At 72.0% G+C, this 21,841-nt stretch carries 21 protein-coding genes; 12 read left to right on the plus strand and 9 right to left on the minus strand.

The window, feature by feature from the left end; translation table 11 throughout:
- The first annotated feature begins 24 nt into the window (after positions 1-24).
- From ACFT41_RS05335 to ACFT41_RS05345, 3 genes are all read left to right on the plus strand, one after another.
- On the plus strand, positions 25-1,419 hold the full coding sequence (locus tag ACFT41_RS05335; RefSeq protein WP_377584283.1) for a DUF4331 domain-containing protein: 1,395 nt from the start codon (positions 25-27) through the stop codon (positions 1,417-1,419).
- Between the two features lie 18 nt (positions 1,420-1,437).
- Positions 1,438-1,788: a phospholipase gene (locus ACFT41_RS05340; protein WP_377584280.1), complete on the plus strand. Its 351-nt coding sequence runs from the start codon at positions 1,438-1,440 to the stop codon at positions 1,786-1,788.
- A gap of 473 nt (positions 1,789-2,261) precedes the next feature.
- Complete coding sequence (locus ACFT41_RS05345; RefSeq protein WP_007074725.1) at positions 2,262-2,519, plus strand: WhiB family transcriptional regulator; 258 nt, start codon at positions 2,262-2,264, stop codon at positions 2,517-2,519.
- Between the two features lie 87 nt (positions 2,520-2,606).
- Here ACFT41_RS05345 and ACFT41_RS05350 read toward each other — a convergent pair whose 3' ends face one another.
- Positions 2,607-3,056, minus strand: coding sequence for a metallopeptidase family protein (locus tag ACFT41_RS05350; protein ID WP_110562108.1), 450 nt, complete (start codon positions 3,054-3,056; stop codon positions 2,607-2,609).
- A gap of 176 nt (positions 3,057-3,232) precedes the next feature.
- On the opposite strand from ACFT41_RS05350, the gene ACFT41_RS05355 reads away from it, so the two are divergent.
- Entirely contained in the window at positions 3,233-3,610 is a 378-nt protein-coding gene (locus tag ACFT41_RS05355) for a DUF3499 domain-containing protein (protein ID WP_377584278.1), read from the plus strand.
- Positions 3,611-3,631: 21 nt separating this feature from the next.
- Here the strand turns inward: ACFT41_RS05355 and ACFT41_RS05360 are convergent, their stop codons facing one another.
- Together ACFT41_RS05360 and ACFT41_RS05365 are read right to left on the minus strand one after the other, a co-directional pair.
- Complete coding sequence (locus ACFT41_RS05360) at positions 3,632-5,008, minus strand: NAD(P)/FAD-dependent oxidoreductase (protein WP_377584276.1); 1,377 nt, start codon at positions 5,006-5,008, stop codon at positions 3,632-3,634.
- 31 nt (positions 5,009-5,039) lie between these two features.
- Positions 5,040-6,386, minus strand: a complete 1,347-nt coding sequence (locus ACFT41_RS05365) for an aspartate aminotransferase family protein (protein WP_377584273.1) — start codon at positions 6,384-6,386, stop codon at positions 5,040-5,042.
- A gap of 867 nt (positions 6,387-7,253) precedes the next feature.
- On the opposite strand from ACFT41_RS05365, the gene ACFT41_RS05370 reads away from it, so the two are divergent.
- Positions 7,254-7,445 carry a DUF397 domain-containing protein gene (locus ACFT41_RS05370; protein WP_377584406.1) on the plus strand — a complete coding sequence of 64 codons (192 nt, stop codon included), beginning with the start codon at positions 7,254-7,256 and terminating at the stop codon, positions 7,443-7,445.
- On the opposite strand, the gene ACFT41_RS05375 is transcribed toward ACFT41_RS05370, so the two are convergent.
- A complete protein-coding gene (locus ACFT41_RS05375; RefSeq protein ID WP_377584271.1) occupies positions 7,424-7,936 on the minus strand; it encodes an Lrp/AsnC family transcriptional regulator in 513 nt (170 codons plus the stop codon). The genes ACFT41_RS05370 and ACFT41_RS05375 overlap by 22 nt on opposite strands.
- Before the next feature lie 211 nt (positions 7,937-8,147).
- On the opposite strand from ACFT41_RS05375, the gene ACFT41_RS05380 reads away from it, so the two are divergent.
- The 7 genes from ACFT41_RS05380 to ACFT41_RS05410 are packed head-to-tail and all read left to right on the plus strand — an operon-like array spanning position 8,148 to position 15,061.
- The gene (locus tag ACFT41_RS05380) at positions 8,148-9,332 is read left to right on the plus strand and encodes an extracellular solute-binding protein (RefSeq protein WP_377584269.1); all 1,185 of its coding nucleotides are present in this window, start codon (positions 8,148-8,150) and stop codon (positions 9,330-9,332) included.
- A gap of 4 nt (positions 9,333-9,336) precedes the next feature.
- The gene (locus ACFT41_RS05385; protein ID WP_377584267.1) at positions 9,337-10,503 is read left to right on the plus strand and encodes an ABC transporter ATP-binding protein; all 1,167 of its coding nucleotides are present in this window, start codon (positions 9,337-9,339) and stop codon (positions 10,501-10,503) included.
- On the plus strand, positions 10,500-11,411 hold the full coding sequence (locus tag ACFT41_RS05390) for an ABC transporter permease (protein ID WP_377584265.1): 912 nt from the start codon (positions 10,500-10,502) through the stop codon (positions 11,409-11,411). The genes ACFT41_RS05385 and ACFT41_RS05390 overlap by 4 nt, the downstream gene beginning before the upstream one ends.
- Positions 11,408-12,250, plus strand: coding sequence for an ABC transporter permease (locus ACFT41_RS05395; protein WP_377584263.1), 843 nt, complete (start codon positions 11,408-11,410; stop codon positions 12,248-12,250). The genes ACFT41_RS05390 and ACFT41_RS05395 overlap by 4 nt, the downstream gene beginning before the upstream one ends.
- Positions 12,247-13,668 carry an NAD(P)/FAD-dependent oxidoreductase gene (locus ACFT41_RS05400; RefSeq protein WP_377584261.1) on the plus strand — a complete coding sequence of 474 codons (1,422 nt, stop codon included), beginning with the start codon at positions 12,247-12,249 and terminating at the stop codon, positions 13,666-13,668. Before ACFT41_RS05395 ends, ACFT41_RS05400 begins: the two co-directional genes overlap by 4 nt.
- Complete coding sequence (locus tag ACFT41_RS05405) at positions 13,668-14,870, plus strand: saccharopine dehydrogenase family protein (RefSeq protein ID WP_377584259.1); 1,203 nt, start codon at positions 13,668-13,670, stop codon at positions 14,868-14,870. Before ACFT41_RS05400 ends, ACFT41_RS05405 begins: the two co-directional genes overlap by 1 nt.
- Before the next feature lie 44 nt (positions 14,871-14,914).
- Positions 14,915-15,061: a hypothetical protein gene (locus ACFT41_RS05410; RefSeq protein ID WP_377584257.1), complete on the plus strand. Its 147-nt coding sequence runs from the start codon at positions 14,915-14,917 to the stop codon at positions 15,059-15,061.
- A gap of 41 nt (positions 15,062-15,102) precedes the next feature.
- Here the strand turns inward: ACFT41_RS05410 and ACFT41_RS05415 are convergent, their stop codons facing one another.
- From ACFT41_RS05415 to gabT, 5 genes are all read right to left on the minus strand, one after another.
- Positions 15,103-15,450 carry a DUF779 domain-containing protein gene (locus ACFT41_RS05415; RefSeq protein WP_377584255.1) on the minus strand — a complete coding sequence of 116 codons (348 nt, stop codon included), beginning with the start codon at positions 15,448-15,450 and terminating at the stop codon, positions 15,103-15,105.
- Complete coding sequence (adh, locus tag ACFT41_RS05420; RefSeq protein ID WP_377584253.1) at positions 15,450-16,955, minus strand: aldehyde dehydrogenase; 1,506 nt, start codon at positions 16,953-16,955, stop codon at positions 15,450-15,452. Before adh ends, ACFT41_RS05415 begins: the two co-directional genes overlap by 1 nt.
- A 41-nt stretch (positions 16,956-16,996) precedes the next feature.
- A complete protein-coding gene (locus tag ACFT41_RS05425) occupies positions 16,997-18,280 on the minus strand; it encodes a GAF domain-containing protein (protein ID WP_377613751.1) in 1,284 nt (427 codons plus the stop codon).
- Between the two features lie 156 nt (positions 18,281-18,436).
- A complete protein-coding gene (locus tag ACFT41_RS05430; protein ID WP_377588730.1) occupies positions 18,437-20,377 on the minus strand; it encodes a proprotein convertase P-domain-containing protein in 1,941 nt (646 codons plus the stop codon).
- Positions 20,378-20,569: 192 nt separating this feature from the next.
- Positions 20,570-21,841, minus strand: coding sequence for a 4-aminobutyrate--2-oxoglutarate transaminase (gene gabT, locus ACFT41_RS05435; protein ID WP_377588731.1), 1,272 nt, complete (start codon positions 21,839-21,841; stop codon positions 20,570-20,572).

Consider the following 21,841-nt stretch of genomic DNA (forward strand, 5'->3'; position numbering starts at 1 on the left):
GCTGCCCTGTGAGGTTGGTCCGCCATGTCTTCCCACCGTGAGGCTCCGGAGATCGCGAAAGATCCGGTCGCCGACAGCTCCGACCTGTACGCGTTCGTCAGCCCCGACCGCCCCGACTCGGTCACGCTGATCGCCAACTACGTGCCGTTGCAGCTCCCCTCCGGCGGCCCGAACTTCTTCGAGTTCGGCGACGACGTGCGGTACGAGATCCATATCGACAACGACGGTGACGGCAAGCCGGACGTCACCTACCGGTTCGAGTTCACCACCGAGATCACGAACCCGAACAGCTTTCTCTACAACACCGGCCCGATCGAGTCGCTGGACAGCAAGAACTGGAACCGCAAGCAGTTCTACTCGCTGACCCGGATCGCCGACGGCAAGGAGCACCGGCTGGCCAACAAGCTGGCCTGCCCGCCGTGCAACGTCGGCCCGCTCTCCACCCCGAACTACGCGGCCCTGGCGCGGCAGGCCACGTTCAGCCTGTCGACCGGGGAGAAGGTGTTCGCCGGCCAGCGCGCCGACGGGTTCTTCGTCGACCTGGGGGCGATCTTCGACCTGGGCACCCTGCGGCCGTTCCAGCAGTTGCACGTGGCCGGCAAGAAGCTGTTCAAGGCCGAGGGGGAGCCGGTCAACGCCACCGACCGGATGAACGTGCACACCCTCGCCGTGCAGGTCCCGCTGAACCGGCTGCGCCGCAGGGCCAACCGGTACGGCACGCACGACCGCGCCTCGGTCATCGGCGTCTGGACCTCGGCGTCGCGCCAGCAGGCGCGGATCCTCGGCAACGGCTCGGCGAAGGACACCGCGACCGGCCCGTTCGTGCAGGTGTCTCGGCTCGGTAACCCGTTGTTCAACGAGGTCATCGTGCCGATGTCCAAGAAGGACGAGTGGAACACGCTGCCGCCCACGGAGGACAAGCGGTTCGCGAAGTTCGTCGAGCAGCCGGAGCTGGCCGCCCTGCTCCCGGTGCTCTACCCGGGCGTGTTCCCCAAGCTGGACGCGCTGAACAAGACGAAGAAGCCCCGCGCGGACCTGCTGGCGATCCTGCTCACCGGCATCCCGGCCGGGCTGATCCAGGGCTTCTCCAACAACACCGGCGACGTCCAGGCCGACATGCTGCGGCTGAACACGGCCATCAAGCCGAGCGCCAAGCCCAACCAGTTCGGCGTGGTCGGCGGCGACCTGGCCGGGTTCCCGAACGGGCGGCGGGTCGCCGACGACGTGGTCAGCATCGCGCTGCGGGCCATCGCCGGGGTCACCGTGCCGCTGGTCGACAAGGGGTTCACCCCGGACGCGGCGGCGGGCGCGGTCACCCCGGGGCTGAGCGCGGCCGACGTGACCGCCCCGTTCCTGCGCAACTTCCCTTTCCTCGGCACGCCGTACGACGGGTTCAACAACCCGCCGGCGTCGTCCTGACCCGGACGGAGCGAACCGATGCACGAGCACCACCATCACCACGCGTACGGGCCGACGGAGACCGGCACCGTCGTCCTCGATCTGGGTGGCGACTCGGGTGCCCTGATCATCTACACGGGCCGGGAGCTGCACGGCCGGGAGATCGAGATCAGCCGGGTCGACGGGGAGGGCGCGCCGCGCACCCACGTCGCGGTGCGTGAGCGCATCGTGCAGGACGGCACGTTCCACAGTGCCGTCTACCCCGATCTTGCCGCAGGGCTCTATACCGTCTGGTGGGATGAGGACACACCCGCCGGGACGGTCGCCGTGACCGGGGGAACGGTCGCGGAGTTCACCTGGCCCACCAGCGCACCTTCGATGGCGATCTGACCCACCGCTCAGTTCCGACCGCAGCGCCCCGTCCATGATGTGGACGGGGCGCTGTCGGCGTTGCGGGCCCGATGGGCAGTCTCGGCCAAGTCGCGTTAACCTGTGCCCCACCAAGATCAGCATCGCGTCGTAGCCCCGCCGTCGGGGCCGCGCTGGCGGCTTCGGGGAGCCGGCCGGCGGGCCGCCGCGGCAAGAAAACTCGGGCAACTCGCCGAGGAGGGCGTTACTCGTCCGGGGTCTGAATCGATAGGGCAGGTTGCGAGGCCGGACGGCCGCAAGGGCCGTCCACGGCGTGTCGGGAGGGCGACTCCATTATCAAGTTCGGCTTGACGGCGCACGCATTACACGCGTGTAATTTGAATGGGGTTGTTCGCACGGAACGCAACAAATGGGGACCGGACGGACACGCACGCCTTTCGCGTGGGGGGTTGCAGCGGCGACGACGCCGGTGCGCGACAAGGAGGCATCTTTAGATGGACGGCCAGCTTGAGGTGGCCGACCTGCTCGGAAACGCGCCGGAGTGGCAGGAGCAGGCACTCTGCTCCCAGACCGACCCGGAGGCGTTCTTCCCCGAGAAGGGCGGCTCGACCCGCGAGGCGAAGCGGATCTGCTCGCGGTGCGAGGTCAAGACCGAATGCCTGGAATACGCTCTCGGTCACGACGAGCGGTTCGGGATCTGGGGTGGGCTCTCGGAACGGGAGCGGCGCAAGCTCAAGCGGCGGGCCGCCTGAGCGTTGCCGGGCCGGGGCGGTGGGGGCCGCCCGGCTCGGGCGTCCGGGGCGCAGTGGGGCCGCGGGGGCGGGCCCGGGGACAGTGGGCTAGGCCAGCTCGTCCGGGTCGACGCCCAGCAGGTTCGCCACCTGCTCGATGATCACATCGTGCACCAGGTCGGCCAGGTCCTCCCGGTCCATGGCCCGGAACTCCAGCGGCCGGCGGTAGAGCACGATCCGGGGCGGAACCTCCTGCCGGCCGGGGCGCCCCGGCAGCAGCCGGGCCAGCGGCACCTCGCCGTCCTCCAGCACGTCGGAGTCGTAGACGTTCAGGTCCGGCGGCACGTCCTCCACCGCGAACTCCACGCCGGCCAGCTCCTTGGCGAACCGCCGTTCGAGGGTCTCCACCGTGTCGAGCACGAGATCGTCAAAGACCTCGGCCTTCGTCCGGGCCAGCGGCACGGTCGCCGGCACCAGCCGCCCGCGCAGGCCCCGCCCGTGCCGGTCGCGGTGGACGCGCCGGCCGGGGCCGGGGCGGCGGTGTTCCGGACTGGTCATGACGCACAGGGTAGCCCGCCGAGCCGCCCGGCCCGCGGCTGTGCCGCTCCCGCGGCGCGCCGACCGCCGCCCGTCACGGCCCGACGCGTCGGATGTTGCGAATTGTGATCTCGATGACGGGCGTGTCGCAACGCGAACCGGTGCGCCGGACCCGGTAATGGGGATACCCTCCCGCCGTGAGGTCAACACGGCGCTGCTCCCGCAACGGCTGCCCCCGGCAAGCGGTCGCCACACTGACCTATGTATACAACGAGTCGACAGCCGTGATCGGGCCCCTCGCGGCGTTCGCCGAACCCCACACGTACGACCTCTGCGAGCCCCACGCGCGCAGCCTGACGGCACCCCGGGGCTGGAACGTCGTCCGCCACGAGGGCGAGTTCGAGCCACCGCCGCCCAGCGCCGACGACCTGGTCGCCCTCGCCGAGGCCGTCCGCGAGGCCGCCCGCCCCGCGCCGCCCCGCCCCCCGGGCGACGAGCAGAGCGGCGGCCCGCAGCACCACAACCCGCAGACGGGCCGCCGTGGCCACCTGCGGGTGATCCCCCCGAACCACTGACCGCCCGGGGTCGGGCTCGGCTCAGTGGCCCAGGAAGCGTTGGAACACGGCGGCCCGCCGGGCCGGCCGGCCCGTGCGCAGCTCCGCCCGGTCGGCGGAGAGCATGACCCGCAGGCCCGCGTTGACGGCCAGCCAGCGCAGCGGCTCCGGCTCCCAGCGCGGCGAGCGGTGCCCCACCCACGGCAGGTCGGTCAGGTCGCTGTCCGTGCCCCGGATCAGGTCGGCGAGGGTACGCCCGGCGAGGTTCGTGGTCGCGACCCCGTCGCCGACGTACCCGCCGGCCCAGGCCAGCCCCGTCGCCCGGTCCAGCCCCACCGACGCCGACCAGTCGCGGGCCACCCCCAGCGGGCCGCCCCAGGTGTGCGTCACCGGCACCTGCGGCCCGAGCGCCGGGAACAGCTCGCCCAGCGCCCGGCGCAGCGCGGCGAAGACCTGCGGCTCCCGGTCGAAGTCGGGCCGGACCCGGGACCCGAAGTGGTACGGCGCGCCCCGCCCGCCGAACGCCAGCCGCCCGTCGGCCGTGCGCTGCCCGTAGACGATCACGTGGCGGTGGTCGGAGAACGTCTCCCGCCCGGCCAGCCCGATCCGCGCCCAGGTCTGCTCCGGCAGCGGCTCGGTGGCCACCATCAGCGAGTAGACCGGCGCGACCGCGCGCCGCTGCCCGGGCAGCCCCGGCGTGTACCCCTCGGTCGCCCGCACCACCACCGGCGCGCGGACCGTCCCGGCCGGGGTCACGGCCGCCCCGGCCCGGATCGCGGTCACCGGGGTCCGCTCGTGGAGGGTCACCCCCCGGCGCTCGACCGCCCGGGCCAGCCCGCGCACCAGCCGGGCCGGGTGCACCACGGCGCAGTGCGGGGTGTACGTCCCGCCGCGTACCCCGTCGGCGGCGCAGCGGGCGGCGGCCTCGCCCGCGTCGAGCAGCACCAGGTCGTCGGCGGTCAGGCCGTGCTCGCGGGCCTCGGCGACCTCCGCGCGGGCCCGGCCGAGCTGGGCCGCGCTGCGGGCCAGCACCACCGTCCCGCCGAGGTGCCAGTCGCAGTCGATGCCCTCGGCGGCGACCACCCGGCCCACCTCGCGGACGGTGGCCTGCATGGCCCGCTGCATCCGCAGCGCCTGATCGCGGCCGTGCCGGCGGGCCAGCGCCGGCAGCGAGGTGGGGAACAGCGCCGAGCACCAGCCCCCGTTGCGCCCCGACGCGCCGAAGCCGGCGATCTCGGCCTCCAGCACCGTGATCCGCAGCGTGGGGTCGGCGAGCGCGAGATAATACGCCGTCCACAGCCCGGTGTACCCGGCGCCGACGATCACGACGTCCGCGTCGGCGTCCCCGCCCAGCGGCGGGCGGGGCGCCAACGATTCGTCCACGGTGGACAGCCAGTACGACAGTTCCTGGTAGCGCATCCGACGGCCCGGGTTCGCGACGGCTCGGCGGTTACAGCCGCGCCCACGCCTCGGTGAGCACCGCCCGCAGGATCTGCTCCATCTCGTCGAACTGCTGCTGCTCGGCGATCAGCGGCGGGGCGAGCTGCACGACGGGGTCGCCCCGGTCGTCGGCCCGGCAGTAGAGCCCGGCGGAGAACAGCGCGGTGGAGAGGAACCCGCGCAGCAGCCGCTCCGACTCGGCCTCGTCGAACGTCGCCCGGGTCGCCTTGTCCTTCACCAGCTCGATGCCGTAGAAGTAGCCGTCGCCCCGCACGTCGCCGACGATCGGCAGGTCGTGCAGCTTCTCCAGGGTGGCGCGGAAGGCATCCTCGTTGGCCCGGACGTGCCCGACTAGGTCCTCCCGGGCGAACACCTCCAGGTTGGCCAGCGCCACGGCGCAGGAGACCGGGTGGCCGCCGAAGGTCACCCCGTGGGCGAACATGCCGGTCTCGGTGAGGAACGGCTCCATCAGCCGGTCGCTGGCGATCATCGCGCCGAGCGGGGCGTACCCGGAGGTGATGCCCTTCGCGGTGGTGATGATGTCCGGGCGGTAGCCGTAGCGGACCGCGCCGAAGTATTCGCCGAGCCGGCCCCACGAGCAGATCACCTCGTCGGAGACGAGCAGCACGTCGTACGCGTCGCAGATCTCGCGGACCCGCTCGAAATAGCCGGGCGGCGGCGGGAAGCAACCGCCGGAATTCTGCACCGGCTCCAGGAAGACCGCCGCGACCGTGTCCGGCCCCTCCCGCTCGATCGCCCGCCGGATCTCCTCGGCCGCCCACCGGCCGAATGCCTCGGGCGAGTCGCCGTGCTCCGGGGCCCGGTAGAAGTTCGTGTTCGGCACCTTCACCGCGCCGGGCACCAGCGGCTCGAAGTCGGTCTTGATGCCGGGCAGGCCGGTGATCGACAGCGCGCCCATCGACGTGCCGTGGTAGGCGATGTAGCGACTGACGACCTTGTACTTGTTGGGCTTGCCGGTCCGCTTGAAGTAGGCCCGGGCCAGCTTCCACGCCGCCTCGACGGCCTCGGAGCCACCGGTGGTGAAGAAGACCCGGTTGAGGTCGGCCGGGGTGAGCGAGGCGATCTTCTCGGCCAGCTCCACGGCCTTCGGGTGCGCGTACGACCACAGCGGGAAGTAGGCCAGCTCGCCGGCCTGCTTCGCGGCGGCCTCGGCCAGCTCGGTGCGCCCGTGGCCGGCGTTGACGACGAAGAGCCCGGCGAGCCCGTCCAGGTAGCGGCGGCCCTGGGCATCCCACACGTACGCCCCTTCGCCGCGCACGATCGTCGGCACCTCGCCTGCGGCGTAGCTGGCCATCCGGGTGAAGTGCATCCAGAGGTGGTCGGTGGCGTTGGCCATGTCAGCCCCATCGGGTCTCGGGCCGGTCAGGGGTGACGCCGGCCGCTCTGCCCACGGTTATCCCACAGCCGTAGGCCGGAAGGCAAGTGGTATCGGTGGCCTTTCGCGCCTGAGACAACGGAATCGGCGAGCGAAGGTGGGTGCTGGCAACGGAATCCGCATCGTGAGACATGGTCGGGATTGGGCTCGCGTGGGCTCGCTTGGGCTCGCGTGGGCTCGCTCGGGTGAGCCTTCCGGCGGAGAAGGCAAGAGTGAGTGGTGCCCTAGCTAGGGAGCTGCCCCGTTCGTGCTACCGGAGGGTGTTGGGCGCGTCGGTCGACGGGGTCGCCCGGCTCCAGATGCGGGTGGCGTCTGCGGTGACAGTTGGGTCTGCGGTGCCGGTGGGTCCGAGGTAGCAAAAGCGGGGCAGCTCCCAAGGGCGCCCCGACAGTCGGCGGCCCTGCGGGGCGGCGGGTGTCGTCGACGGCCGACGGACGGCGACCGAGGGGCCTTCGGCGCGGTCAGCCGACCGGTGACGGACATTGCCAGGGCGTTTGCCGGGCGTTCGGCACCCATCTCGAATGCGCGCGAGACGTAACGAGACGCTGCGGGTGGCGATGGCCACCGTGGGAGAGCACCCGGTACGCGGTGGCCAAGGTGCTCGGCCGGGAGGTCGCCGAGCTGTGGCCGCACCCGGGGCCCCGCCGGAACCTGCCCTGGTTCCGCAAATGGGCCGAGCTGGAGCGCGCCCACCTCGCCGCGCTGGCCGAGCGGGAGCACGTGCAGGTGCGGGTGATCCCGGCCGAGCGTCACCGGCGAGGCGCTGCCCAGTCGCGGATCGACCGCGCTGATCAGAGAGGTGGCGACGACGTGGAGCTGACCGACGCGCTGGCCGGTGCCCGGTGGCGCACCGCGACCCGCAGCAGCAGCAACGGCGGGAACTGCGTCGAGGTGGCCGACAACCTGCCCGGCCGGGTGCTGGTGCGCGACAGCAAGGACCGCGACGGCGGCACCCTCAGCTTCGCCCCGGCCGCCTGGCGGGCCTTCGTCGGGCAGGCTCAGGCGGTGCCCCAGCTGTAGGTCTGCTTGCGCAGCTTGAGATAGACGAACGCCTCGGTGGCGAGCACCCCGTCGACGGCGCGCAGCCGTTGCAGGATCTCCAGCAGGTGGGCGTCGTTGCGGCAGACCACCTCGGCGAGCAGGTCGAACGACCCGGCGGTGATCACCACGTAGTCGACCTCCTCGAACTCGGCGAGCCGGTCGGCCACCGTCTCCAGGTCGCCGTCGGTGCGCAGGCCGATCATGGCCTGCCGGGGGAAGCCGAGCTGGAGCGGGTCGGTGACCGCGACGATCTGCATCACCCCGGCGTCGAGCAGCCGCTGCACCCGTTGGCGCACCGCCGCCTCGGAGAGGCCGACCGCCTTGCCGATCGTCGCGTACGGCCGGCGGCCGTCCTCCTGGAGCTGTTCGATGATCTGCTTGGCGACGTCGTCCAACAGAGCGTGACTGGCGCCTTCGCGCACGGTGACGCGTCGACCCCCGCCGCCGCCCTCCTGCTGTCGGATGACCATCGTCAGCTCCCCATGTCCGCTTCTCCTCCGGGATCGTAGTGCCCTGGCGCAGTCTGGCGTAATTCGTGGTGCATTGCTATGCCGGCAACGGAATCCCTTGTGAGGCAGGTCGGCTCATGTCAGGATCAGTCGTCCATCGCCTGAAGACCCTCCCGCCGTCGGGCCTCCCCCCGTCCCGCCCGCCGGCGATGACCCCCCTAGGAGTCGTCACATGCGAACTCCCCTCCGGCCCCTCACCCGGCGTGGTCTGCTCACCGGCACCCTCGGCTCGGCCGCGATGCTCGCCACGGCGGGCGCGCTCGCCGGCTGCGGCACCAAGGGCGCCGTGCAGACCGAGGCCGGCTGCGTCAGCGAAGACCTCTCCGGCACGGAGAAGAAGCTGGCATTCTCGAACTGGCCGCAGTACATGGATGTCGACGAGAAGGACGAATCCAAGCGTCCCAGCCTGGACGCGTTCGTCGCGAAGGCCGGCATCCAGGTCACCTACACCGAGGACATCAACGACAACAACGAGTTCTTCGGCAAGGTGCAGAATCAGCTCGCCGCCTGTCAGGGCACCGGGCGGGACATCATCGTGCTCACCGACTGGATGGCCGCCCGGATGATCCGGCTCGGCTGGATCCAGAAGCTCGACCCGGCGAAGATCCCCAACGTGACGGCGAACCTGCTGCCGTCGCTGCTCAACCGCTCCTTCGACCCGGACAGCCGGATCGCCGTCCCGTGGCAGTCCGGCCTGTCCGGCCTCGCGTACAACGGGTCGGTCACCAAGGAGATCCGCACCGTCGACGAGCTGCTGACCCGGCCCGACCTCAAGGGCAAGGTCACCGCGCTGTCCGAGATGCGCGACACGATGGGCCTGCTGATGCAGTCCAACGGGCACGACCCGGCGAACTTCACCTCCGCCCAGTTCGACGATGCGCTCAACAAGCTCAAGCGGGCCGTCGACTCCGGGCAGATCCGCAAGTTCACCGGCAACGACTACGCCCCCGACCTCGCCAAGGGCGACATCGCGGCGTGCGTCGGCTGGTCCGGTGACGTCATCCAGCTCTCCGGCGAGAACGACAAGATCAAGTTCGTCGCGCCCGACTCCGGCGTGATGCTCTTCAGCGACAACATGATGGTGCCCAACAAGGCCACCCACAAGGCGAACGCCGAAGCGCTGATCAACTACTACTACGAGCCGGCGGTCGCCGCGAAGCTCGCCGCGTACGTCAACTACATCTGCCCCGTCCAGGGCGCGAAGGCCGAGATGGAGAAGATCGACCCGGAGTTGGCCGCCAACCCGCTGATCTTCCCCGACGAGGCCCTGCTGTCGAGGTCCAAGGTGTTCATGGCCCTGGACGAGAAGCAGGAGAAGGAGTTCGAGGGCAAGTTCCAGCAGGTCATCGGGGCGTGACGGGATGAGCGCGAAGACGACGGGACGCGACACACCGGCCGGCGACCTGCGGCTGGTCAACCTGACCAAGAGGTTCGGCATCTTCACCGCGGTCGACGACCTCGGCCTGACCATTCCGCAGGGCTCGTTCTTCGCCCTGCTCGGGGCGTCCGGCTGCGGCAAGACCACCACCCTGCGCATGATCGCCGGCCTGGAACAGCCGACCAGCGGACAGGTGCTCCTCGGCGACCGGGACATCGCCCGGCTGCGCCCGTACAAGCGGCCGGTCAACACCGTGTTCCAGAGCTACGCGCTCTTCCCGCACCTCGACATCTTCGACAACGTGGCGTTCGGGCTGCGCCGGCGCGGCATCCGCTCGGTCGACGACGAGGTCAACCGGATGCTCGCCCTGGTGCAGCTCGACGGCTTCGGCCACCGCCGCCCCGCCCAGCTCTCCGGCGGGCAGCAGCAGCGCGTCGCCCTCGCCCGGGCGCTGATCAACCGGCCGCAGGTGCTGCTGCTCGACGAGCCGCTCGGCGCGCTCGACCTGAAGCTGCGCCGGCAGATGCAGATCGAGCTCAAGCGCATCCAGACCGAGGTCGGCATCACCTTCGTGCACGTCACCCACGACCAGGAGGAGGCCATGACCATGGCCGACACGGTCGCGGTGATGAACGCCGGCAAGATCGAGCAGCTCGGCGCCCCCGCCGACATCTACGAATATCCGGCCACCGCGTTCGTGGCGAACTTCCTCGGCCAGTCCAACCTGCTCGCCGCCGAGGCCGCTGGGCCCGCCGGGTCCGACGTGCCGGTCACCGCCCACGGCGCGCGCTACTCCGTGCCCGCCGGCCGCGCCCGCATCGCCTCCGGCCCGGTCTACCTGGGGGTACGCCCCGAGAAGCTGCACCTCGTCGACACCGCCGACCGGGTGCCCGCCGGCCACCAGTACGTGACCGGGGTGGTCACCGACGCCTCGTACGTCGGGGTCAGCACCCAGTACCTGGTGCGCACCGGGTGGGGCAGCGAGCTGTCCGCGTTCGCGGCGAACAGCGGCCTCGGCGGCCGGGTGCCAGTCGGTGCGTCCGTGGTGGCGCACTGGGATCCCCGGCACGCGTTCCTGCTGCCCCGCCAGCCCGGCGCGGACGACAGCACCGCCGGCCTGCTCGACGAGCCGGTGGGTGCGTCCTCGTGACCGCGCTGGCCCACGTGCCCACGTCGACGGGGCAACCGGCGACACCCTCGTCGCCCCGGGGCGGGCGGCAGCGGCTGCTGCCGTACCTGCTGCTCCTGCCCGGCGCGGCCTGGCTGCTGCTGTTCTTCGCCGTGCCACTGTTCCAGCTCGCCGCCGCGAGCCTCTACGACCCCGCCGGCTCGCTCTCCACCGGATACGCGTTGACCTGGGCGTTCGGCAACTATCCCGACGCGGTGCAGGCATACTGGCCGCAGCTGGGCCGGTCGTTCCTCTACGCCGGGATCGCGCTGGCGCTGGGCCTGCTGATGGGTTACCCGCTGGCGTACGCGATCGCCCAGAAGGCCGGCCGGTGGAAGAACCTGCTGCTGGTCTGCGTCGTCGCCCCCATGTTCACCAGCTTCCTGGTGCGCACCCTGGCCTGGAAGACGATCCTGTCCGACAACGGCGCTCTGGTCGGGCTGCTGCGCGACGTGCACCTGCTCGGCCCCGACGGCCGGCTGCTCGCCACCCCCGTCGCGGTGGTGCTCGGTCTGACGTACAACTTCCTGCCCTTCCTGGTCCTGCCGCTGTATGCAAGCCTGGAGCGGCTCGACTACCGGTTGCTGGAGGCGGCCGGCGACCTGTACGCGAGCCCGGTGCAGACGTTCCGCCGGGTCACCCTGCCGCTGTCGATGCCCGGCCTGATCGCCGGCACCCTGCTGTTCTTCATCCCGGCCACCGGCGACTACATCAACGCCGAGCTGCTCGGCACCCCCAACGAATACATGATCGGCAACGTCATCGACTCGGCGTTCCTGGTCCGGCTGGACTACCCGCAGGGGGCGGCCCTGTCGTTCCTGCTGATGGCGGCGATCCTCGCGGTGGTCTTCGTCTACCTGCGCCGGGCCGGCACGGAGGAGGTGCTGTGAAACTGTCCCGCTGGCTCGCCGACCACTGGGTGATGGGCGTCGCCCTGCTCGTCCTCGGCTACCTGTCGCTGCCCATCGCCGTGGTCGCCGCCCTGTCGTTCAACCGCCCGTCGAGCCGCCTGTCGTACGACTTCAACGAGTTCACCCTCGACAACTGGCGGCAGCCCTGCGCCACCTCCGACATGTGCGATGCGGTCGTGCGCAGCGTGCAGATCGGCTTCATCGCCACCGTCGTCGCCACCGTGCTCGGCACGCTGATGGCGTTCGCGCTGGTGCGGCACCGGTTCACCGGCCGGTCCGGGATCAACGTGCTGATCTTCCTGCCGATGGCCACCCCCGAGCTGGTCATGGGCACCTCGCTGCTGGCCCTGTTCGTCTCCGCCGGGGTGCCGCAGGGATTCTGGACCGTCGTCATCGCCCACGTCATGTTCTGCGTGTCGTTCGTGGTGGTCACCGTCAAGGCCCGGCTCGCCGGGATGGACCGCCGGCTGGAGGAGGCCGCCGCCGACCTGTACGCCAGCCCGTGGCAGACGTTCCGCCTGGTCACCCTGCCGCTGGTGCTCCCCGGCATCGTGGCCGCCGCGCTGCTGGCGTTCTCGCTCAGCTTCGACGACTTCATCATCACCAACTTCAACGCCGGCACCACCGTCACGTTCCCCATGTACGTCTGGGGTGCCGCGCAGCGGGGCATCCCGCCGCAGGTCAACGTCATCGGCACGGCCATGTTCGCCATCGCGCTGCTGCTCGTCGGCCTCAGCTCGCTGCGCGGCCGGCGGACCCGCCGGGCCACCCTCCCGGTCGCCCCGGCGACCGGCCGGCGGGCGAAGAGCCCGTCATGATCCTCCCGCATACCGGCCGGGCGCTCGCCGACGCGGCGCCCGTACCGTACTGGCTCGACCGGCCCGAACGCCCCGACCCGCTGCCGCCGCTGACCGGCGCGCACACCGCCGACCTGCTGGTGATCGGCGGCGGGTACGGGGGGCTATGGGCCGCCCTGCTCGCCAAGCAGGCCGACCCGGGCGCGGACGTGCTGCTCGTCGACGCCGGCACCTGCGGCTGGGCGGCGTCCGGGCGCAACGGCGGGTTCTGCTCCGCCTCCCTCACCCACGGCCTGGCCAACGGCGTCGCCCGGTTCCCCGGGGAGGTCGCCGAGCTGGAACGCCTCGGCCGGGACAACCTGGCCGCGATCGCCGCCACCGTCGACGAGTACGGCATCGACTGCGACTTCGAGCGCACCGGCGAGCTGGCGGTGGCGGTGCGGCCGTACCAGCTCGACGGGCTCGCCGAGGACGCGGAGCTGGCCCGCCGCCACGGCCACGACGTGCGGCTGCTCGGCCGCGACGAGGTGCGCGCCGAGGTGGACTCGCCGACGTACCTCGGCGGGATGTGGGACCGTGACCGGGTGGCCATGCTCGACCCGGCGAAGCTCGCCTGGGGCCTGCGCCGCGCCTGCCTCGACCTCGGCGTCCGCGTCCACGAACACACCCGGGTCACCGGGCTGCGCGGCGACGCCGCCGCCCTGGCCGCCAGCACGGCGGGCGGCGTCGAGCAGGCCCCCGGCGTCGTGCGCGCCCGGCAGGTCGTGCTCACCACCAACGCGTTCCCGCCGCTGCTGCGCCGGCTGCGTGCCCGGGTCGTGCCCGTCTACGACTACGCGCTGATGACCGAGCCGCTGACGCCCGCCCAGCGCGACGCCATCGGCTGGCGCAACCGGCAGGGCCTCGCCGACACCGGCAACCAGTTCCACTACTACCGGATCACCGCCGACGGGCGGATCCTGTTCGGCGGCTACGACGCCGTCTACCACCACGGCAACCGGGTCGCCCCCGAGCTGGAGCAGCGCCCGGCCACCTTCACCGCCCTCGCCGAGCACTTCTTCACCACGTTCCCGCAGCTCGCCGACGTCCGGTTCAGCCACCGCTGGGGCGGCGTCATCGACACCTGCACCCGGTTCTGCCCGTTCTTCGGCACCGCCTACGACGGCCGGCTCGCCTACGCCGCCGGCTACACCGGCCTCGGCGTCGGCGCCACCCGGTTCGGCGCGCGGGTCATGCTCGACCTGCTGGCCGGCGGGGACACCCCGCTGACCCGGCTCGACCTCGTGCGCGGCAAGCCGCTGCCGTTCCCGCCGGAGCCCGTCCGGGCCGCCGGCATCCACCTCACCCGCTGGTCGCTGGCCCGCGCCGACGCGCACGACGGCCGGCGCAACGGGTGGCTCCGTACACTCGATCGTCTTGGTTTGGGGTTCGATTCCTGATGCGTATCCTGCTCGTCGGCGCCGGCGGGGTCGGCTCCGCCGCCGTCGCCATCGCCGCCCGCCGAACATTCTTCGACACCATGGTCGTCGCCGACGCCGACGCCGCCCGCGCCGCGCGGGCCGTCGCCGGGCACGGCGACCGGTTCGTCGCCGCGACCGTCGACGCCTCCTCCGCCGACGCGGTCGCCGCGCTGTGCCGCGAGCACCGGATCACCCACGTGCTCAACGCCGTCGACCCGCGCTTCGTCATGCCGATCTTCGACGGCGCGTACGCGGCCGGCGCCGACTACCTCGACATGGCCATGTCGCTGTCCCACCCGCACCCGTTGCGCCCCTACGCCGAGACCGGCGTGAAACTCGGCGACGAGCAGTTCGCCGTCGCCGACCGGTGGGCGTCCGCCGGCCGGCTCGCCCTGTGCGGCATCGGCGTCGAACCGGGCCTGTCCGACGTCTTCGCCCGCTACGCCGCCGACGAGCTGTTCGCCGAGATCGACGAGATCGGGGTACGCGACGGCGCGAACCTCACCGTCTCCGGCTACGACTTCGCCCCGTCGTTCTCCATCTGGACCACGATCGAGGAGTGCCTCAACCCGCCGGTGATCTGGGAACGCGACCGGGGCTGGTTCACCACCGAACCGTTCAGCGAGCCCGAGGTGTTCCACTTCCCCGCGGGCATCGGCCCCGTCGAGTGCGTCAACGTCGAACACGAGGAGGTGCTGCTCATCCCGCGCTGGGTCGACGCCCGACGGGTCACCTTCAAGTACGGCCTCGGCGAGGAGTTCATCGAGGTCCTGCGTACCCTGCACAAGCTCGGCCTCGACTCCACCGAGCCGGTCACCGTGCGCGGCGTGCGGATGTCCCCGCGCGACGTGGTCGCCGCCGCCCTGCCCAACCCGGCGACCCTCGGCGACCGGATGCGCGGCAAGACCTGCGCCGGCACCTGGGTCAAGGGCGTGGGCAAGGACGGCCGGCCCCGCGAGGTCTACCTCTACCACGTCGTCGACAACGAGTGGTCCATGGCCGAGTACGGCCACCAGGCCGTCGTCTGGCAGACCGCCGTCAACCCGGTCGTCGCCCTGGAACTGCTCGCCACCGGCGCGTGGTCCGCCACCGGCGTCATCGGCCCCGAGGCGCTGCCCCCGCGCCCGTTCCTCGACCTGCTCACCGGCTACGGCTCCCCGTGGGGCCTGGAGGACCGGTGACCGGTGCGGCCGGACCGGTGCGGCGATGACCCGGTACGGGCCGGATGTTCGGCCCCGACGTCACCTTCCTCGGCGTCGACCGCTGCGCCCTCGACGACCCGGCCTCGTACGCCGACGCGGACGTCGTCATCGTCGGCGCGCCCTTCGACGGCGGCACCTCGCACCGGCCCGGCACCCGGTTCGACCGATGACAGCGCCGTGCGTGGGGTTGGGGGTGGGGTGGGAGAGAGGGTCATGCGAGGTGGGAGCGGATCAGGAAACGGACGCCGTCCGGGGCCTCCAGGCTGAAGCCGCTGCCACGCCCCGGGACCACGTCGACCGTGAGCCTGGTGTGCCGCCACAGCTCCCACTGGGCCCTCGACATCCAGAACTCGATCGCCTCGGGCACGCCGTCGACCGCCAGCGTGGCGAGCAGCACGTCCGACCCGCCGGTGCGGAACTCGCCGGCCGGGTAGCACATCGGGGCGCTGCCGTCGCAGCAGCCGCCGGACTGGTGGAACATCAGCGGCCCGTGCCGCCCCCGCAGCGACCGGATCAGCTCGGCCGCCGCGGGGGTGAGGGTGACCACGGACGTTGGCATCAGAAGAAGCCGAGCTTCTTCGGGGAGTAGCTGACCAGCAGGTTCTTCGTCTGCTGGTAGTGCTCCAGCATCATCTTGTGGTTCTCCCGGCCGATGCCGGACTGCTTGTACCCGCCGAACGCGGCGTGCGCCGGGTACGCGTGGTAGCAGTTCGTCCACACCCGGCCGGCCTGGATCGCCCGCCCCGCCCGGTACGCGGTGTTCATGTCCCGGGTCCAGACGCCGGCCCCGAGTCCGTACAGGGTGTCGTTGGCGATCTTCACGGCGTCGTCGAGGTCGGCGAAGGAGGTCACCGAGACGACGGGGCCGAAGATCTCCTCCTGGAAGATCCGCATCGAGTTGTCGCCCTCGAAGACGGTCGGCTCGACGTAGTAGCCGCCGGACAGCTCGCCCCCGAGGTCCGCCCGCGAGCCGCCGGTCAGCACCTTCGCGCCCTCCTGGCGGCCGATGTCCAGGTAGGACAGGATCTTCTCCAGCTGGTCGTTGGACGCCTGCGCGCCGATCATCGTGTCGGTGTCGAGGGGGTGCCCCTGGCGTACCTGCCGGGTCCGGTCGACGGCCGCCGCGAGGAAGTCCGCGTAGTGGCCCTGCTGGATCAGCGCCCGCGACGGGCAGGTGCACACCTCGCCCTGGTTGAGGGCGAACATGGTGAAGCCTTCGAGGGCCTTGTCCAGGAAGTCGTCGGAGGCCGCGCTGACGTCGTCGAAGAAGATGTTCGGGCTCTTGCCGCCCAGCTCCAGGGTGACGGGTCTGATGTTCTCGCTGGCGTACTGCATGATCAGCCGACCGGTGGTGGTCTCGCCGGTGAACGCCACCTTCGCCACTCGGGGCGAGGAGGCGAGGGGCTTGCCCGCCTCGACGCCGAAGCCGTTGACCACGTTGACCACGCCGGGCGGGAGCAGGTCGGCGATGAGCGAGATCAGGTAGTGGATCGACGCCGGGGTCTGCTCGGCCGGCTTCAGCACCACCGCGTTGCCGGCCGCCAGGGCCGGGGCGAGCTTCCAGACGGCCATCAGGATCGGGAAGTTCCACGGGATGATCTGCCCGACGACGCCGAGCGGCTCGTGGAAGTGGTACGCCACCGTGTCGTCGTCCAGCTCGCCGAGTGATCCCTCCTGGGCCCGGATCGCTCCGGCGAAGTAGCGGAAGTGGTCGATCGCGAGGGGGATGTCGGCGGCCAGGGTCTCGCGTACCGGCTTTCCGTTCTCCCAGGTCTCGGCGACCGCGAGGGACTCCAGGTTCTCCTGCATCCGGTCGGCGATCCGGTGGAGGATCAGCGCCCGCTCGGCGACCGGGGTGCGTCCCCAGGCGTCGGCCGCGCCGTGTGCGGCGTCGAGGGCGCGTTCGACGTCCTCGGCGGTGCCCCGGGCCACCTCGCAGAAGGCCTGGCCGGTGACCGGGGTGGGATTGGTGAAGTACTGGCCGCGGTGCGGCTTCACGTACTCGCCGCCGATGAAGTGGTCGTAGCGGGACTGCCAGTGGGTGGGCGCGTCGTAGCGCGTCATCGGTACCTCCGCCGTCGTTGGTCGGGGTGGATGGCGCGACGTTAGTTACTCGGACGTTGCAGCGACGTTGCGCCGCTGAGTCCGTACTCGATGCCGAGCTGGCGGGCGCGGGCCAGCGCGAGGGGCCGGCGGGGTGCGCCCGGCGGCAGCGCCCGCGCCAGGGCCTGCCAGGCGGCCAGGTCGTCCGCGCCGGCCGGCGTCGCGGTCCACGCCGCGAGCGCCGCCGCGTCGCCGCCGGCCAGCACGGCGGCGCGCAGCTGCCCGTCGACCAGCCGGCGCAGCCGCGCCACCCCCGGCGCGTCGGAGGAGGGGAGCAACGACCCGGGGTACGCGTCGAGGGCACCCGCCACCTCACCGCGTTCCAGCAGCTCCACGACGGTACGGAAGTCCGCCCGCACCCGGGGACGCAGCCGGTAGGGGCGGGAGTCGAGCAGGTCGGCGCCCAGCGCCCGGCGCAGCCGGGACAGCTCGGCGCGCAGGGTGACCGGGTGCAGCCGGTCGTCGCCGTACAGGTCGAGGCCGAGCTGCTCGCCGGTGCGCCCGCGTGGATGGTCGAGCAGCAGCACCAGCAGCTCGCTGTGCCGCCGGCCGAGCCGGATGGTCCGCCCGCCGGCACGCAGCTCGGCCTCGTCGCGGCCGAGCGCGGCGACGGTGACCGTACCGGCGTCAGCCGGCGTGTCGGCGGCGAGCTGGGCCTCGGCGGCGCGGGCGGTGGCCCGGACCAGGGCGAGGCTCTGCGGGTGGGCGAGGTGATCGCCGCCGGTGATGTCGACCGCGCCGAGCATCCGTCCGGTGGCCGGGTCGTGGATCGGGGCGGCGGCGCAGGTCCACCGCTGCACGGGCCGGCTGAAGTGCTCGGTGGCGAAGATCTGCACGCTGTGGTCGACGGCGAGGGCGGTGCCGGGGGCGTTGGTGCCGGCGTGCGCTTCGTCCCAGCGGGCGCCCGGCACGAAGTTCATCCGCTCGGCGTGCCGGAGTACGCCGGGGTGCCCCTCCACCCAGAGCAGTCGCCCGTGCGCGTCGCAGACCGCCATGAGGTGCGCCCCGTCCAGCGCGATGCCGCCGAGCAGGTCCCGGAACAGCGGCAACACCCGGGCGAGGGGGTGGGCCGCCCGGTAGCTCTCCAGCGCGTCGTCGGTCAGCTCGACCGGTGGGGTGGCCTCGGGGTCGAGCAGCGCCGACCGCCGCCACGAGTGCCGGACCACCTCGCGGACCCGGCGCGGCTCGGTGCCCGCGCTGAGGAAGGCTTCGTGGGCGGCACCGACCTGCGCGATCCGCTCGGCCGGATCGGCACCGAACTCCAGGGCGAGCCACGGGTCAGCCACGGCGACCTCCTCGCGCCCATGGTGACCCACCTCACCCCGGATCGCCAAGGGCGGAGCCCTTGCGGTCGCCTTCGGCGGCGGTGGGACCCGGTCGACGCCGGGTGGCGCGGCGGTGGGCCCCTGCCGTACGGCGCACGGCAGGGGCCCGGTCGGCCGTTAGAGGGTCAGGGTCCAGCTGTCGACGTAGCCGGTGTCGCCGCTGGCGGCGTCCTGGACCCGCAGGGTCCAGGTGCCGTTGCGGGTCTCCGTGGAGAGGTTCACGGTGTAGGTCTGGTTGATGTTGTCGGTGCCGCTGCCGGTGCGGTTGTGCAGGGTGTACGCGCTGCCGTCCGGGGCGACGAGGCTGACCACCAGGTCACCGATGTACGTGTGCACGATCGCGACCGCGACCGTGCTGGTCGACGAGGCGGTGCCGGTGCAGCCGGAGATCGCGACCGTGCTGGAGACCGTGGCGTTGTCGCTGACCGTCACGTTGGTGCCGTTGGTGCCGGTGCAGGTGGTGGTGGCGCCGCCGGTCAGGTTCAGCGTCCAGCTGTTGAGGTAGCCGGTGTCGCCGCTGGCGGCGTCCTGGACGCGCAGCTTCCAGGTGCCGTTGGCGACCTCGCCGGAGAGGTTCACGGTGTAGGTCTGGTTGATGTTGTCGGCGCTGCCGCCGGTGCTGTTGTGCAGCGGGTAGGTGCTGCCGTCCGGGGCGACGAGGCTGACCGCCAGGTCACCGATGTACGTGTGCACGATGTCCACGGCGACGGTGCTGCCGGAGCCGGCGTTGCCGGTGCAGCCAGCGATGGTGATGCTGCTCTCCACCGTGGCGTTGTCGCTGATGGACGTGTCGGTGCCGTTGGTCTGCGTGCAGCCGGAGGGCGGCGGGGGCGGCGGGGTGGTGCCGCCGTCGCCGACGTGGAGGAGCTTGTTCGGCGAGCCGGTGCCCGGGCTGGTCACCACGTTGCTGGTGGCGTCGTCGACCAGCTTGTCGCGGACCTGCTGCGGGGTGAAGGCCGGGTTGGCGGCTAGTGCGAGCGCGGCGGCGCCGACCACGTGCGGGGTCGCCATCGAGGTGCCGCTGATGCTGTTCGTGGCGGTGTCGCTGGTGTACCAGGCCGAGGTGATCGAGCTGCCCGGGGCGAAGATGTCCAGGCAGGAGCCGATGTTGGAGTAGCCGGCCTTGGCGTCGGTGCTGGTGGTCGCGCCGACCGTGATGCCGGCGGGGGTGCTCGCGGGCGAGCTGTCGCAGGCGTTCGCGCCGTAGTCGTTGCCGGCGGCGAGGCCGTAGGTGACGCCGTCCGCGATGGAGCGGGCCACCGCGTCGTTGGTGGCCTGGTCGAAGCCGCCGCCGAGGCTCATGTTGGCGACCGCCAGCTCACCGGCGGCGTGGTTGCCGGTGACCCAGTCGATGCCGGCGATGACCCCCGCGTTGGTGCCGTTGCCCTCGCAGTCGAGCACCCGGACGCCGACCAGGGTGACGCCCTTGGCCACGCCGTACGCGGTGCCGCCGACCGTGCCGGCGACGTGGGTGCCGTGCCCGTTGCAGTCGTCGGCGGTGCCGCCGTCGACCGAGTCGTACCCGGAGACGGCCCGGCCGCCGAAGTCGCTGTGCGAGAGGCGGATGCCGGTGTCGATGATGTACGCCTTCACGCCCGCGCCGTTGTTCGCGTACGTGTAGGAGCTGTCGAGGGGGAGGGCCCGCTGGTCGATCCGGTCCAGGCCCCAGGACGGGGTGGGGTTCTGCGTGGCGGAGATGCGTACGGTGTGGTTCTGCTGCACGTAGCTGACCGCCGGGTCGGCGGCGAGCCGCCGGGCCGCGGTTTCCGTCAGCCGGGCCTCGAACCCGCGCAGCGCGTTCTGGTACGTCCGGCCGACGGCGCCGCCGTGCTTGCCGGCGAGGCCACGGGCCCGGCTGCCGACCTCGGGCCGGCCGACCGCGGTGTCCTTGAACACCACGATGTACGAGTTCTCGACCGCGGTCGCGCCGCCGGCGAGGAGGATCTGGCCCTCGGCGGGGGCTGCGGTCGCCGGAGCGCCGAAGGCCATGGTCGCGGTGACGGCGGCGGTGGCCACACCGATACGCCAGCGGCGTCCTGTGGCGGGTGAGTCTGTCATCCCTCGGGTCTTTCCTTCCTTGAACTGCGCGCTTGTGGCGCGCCAATCGATCAAGGCTGATCGAATGACGGGGATCGTATGGCACCCGGAGCGAAGGACAGAGATATGTTGATGTATTCGTGACCAGGATGGGCCCCATGCCGCCACAATCTGGCGTAAAGGGTTCCGGCGCGGGTCCTCCCCCGCAGCCGCTCAGCCGAAGGCGGCGTCGAGGATGTCCAGGCCCCGGGACAGCTCCGCGTCGGAGATGACCAGCGGCGGCAGGAGGCGCAGCACGTTGCCGTACGTGCCGCAGGTCAGGGTGAGCAGGCCGGCGGCGTGGCAGGCCGCCGACACCGCCGCCGCAGCGGCCGGATCCGGGACGAGCGTGCCCGGCTGCACCAGCTCCACGGCGAGCATCGCGCCCCGGCCGCGTACCTCGGCGACCCGCGCGTCGCGGGCGGCGATCGCGTGCAGCCGGTCGGCCATCGTCGCGCCGATCCGGCGGGCGGCGGCGGCCAGGTCCAGCTGGTGCATGGTTTCGATCGTGGCGAGCGCCGCCGCGCAGGCGATCGGGTTGCCGCCGTACGTGCCCCCGAGGCCGCCCACGTGCACCGCGTCCATCAGCTCCGCCCGGCCCGTCACGGCCGCCAGCGGCAGGCCGCCCGCGATGCCCTTCGCCAGGGTCACCAGGTCCGGCACGACGCCCTCGTGGTCGCAGGCGAACCAGTCCCCGGTGCGGCAGAACCCGGTCTGGATCTCGTCGGCGACGAAGACCACCCCGGCCGCCGTCGCCCACTCGCGCAGCGCCGGCAGGAAACCCGTCTCCGGTACGACGAAACCGCCCTCGCCCTGGATCGGCTCGATCAGCAGCGCGGCCACGTTCTCCGCGCCGACCTGCTTCTCCACCGTCTCGATCGCCCGTGCCGCCGCCTCGGCCCCGGACAGGCCCCCGTCGCGCAGCGGGTACGACATCGGCACCCGGTAGACCTCGCCCGCGAACGGCCCGAACCGGTGCTTGTACGGCATGTTCTTCGCCGTCAGCGCCATCGTCAGGTTGGTCCGCCCGTGGTAGGCGTGGTCGAACACCACCACCGCCGGCCGCCCCGTGGCGTGCCGGGCGATCTTCACGGCGTTCTCCACCGCCTCCGCGCCCGAGTTGAACAGCGCCGAGCGCTTCTCGAAGCTGCCCGGGGTCAGCGCGTTGAGCTGCTCGCACACCGCCACGTACGACTCGTACGGCGCGACCATGAAGCAGGTGTGGGTGAACCGCTCGACCTGCGCGCGTACCGCCGCCACGACGCGCGGCGCGGAGTTGCCGACGTTGGTGACCGCGATGCCGGCGGCGAAGTCGATCCACTCCCGCCCGTCGACGTCGGTGATCGTGCCGCCGCCGGCCCGGTCCACGTACGCGCCGACGACGCTGCCGACGCCCCGAGCCACGGCGGCGCCCCGCCGCTTGTGCAACTCCTCCGAAGACGACAT

The sequence above is a fragment of the Micromonospora sp. NPDC057141 genome, assembly GCF_042670805.1.
Lineage (GTDB): Bacteria > Actinomycetota > Actinomycetes > Mycobacteriales > Micromonosporaceae > Micromonospora.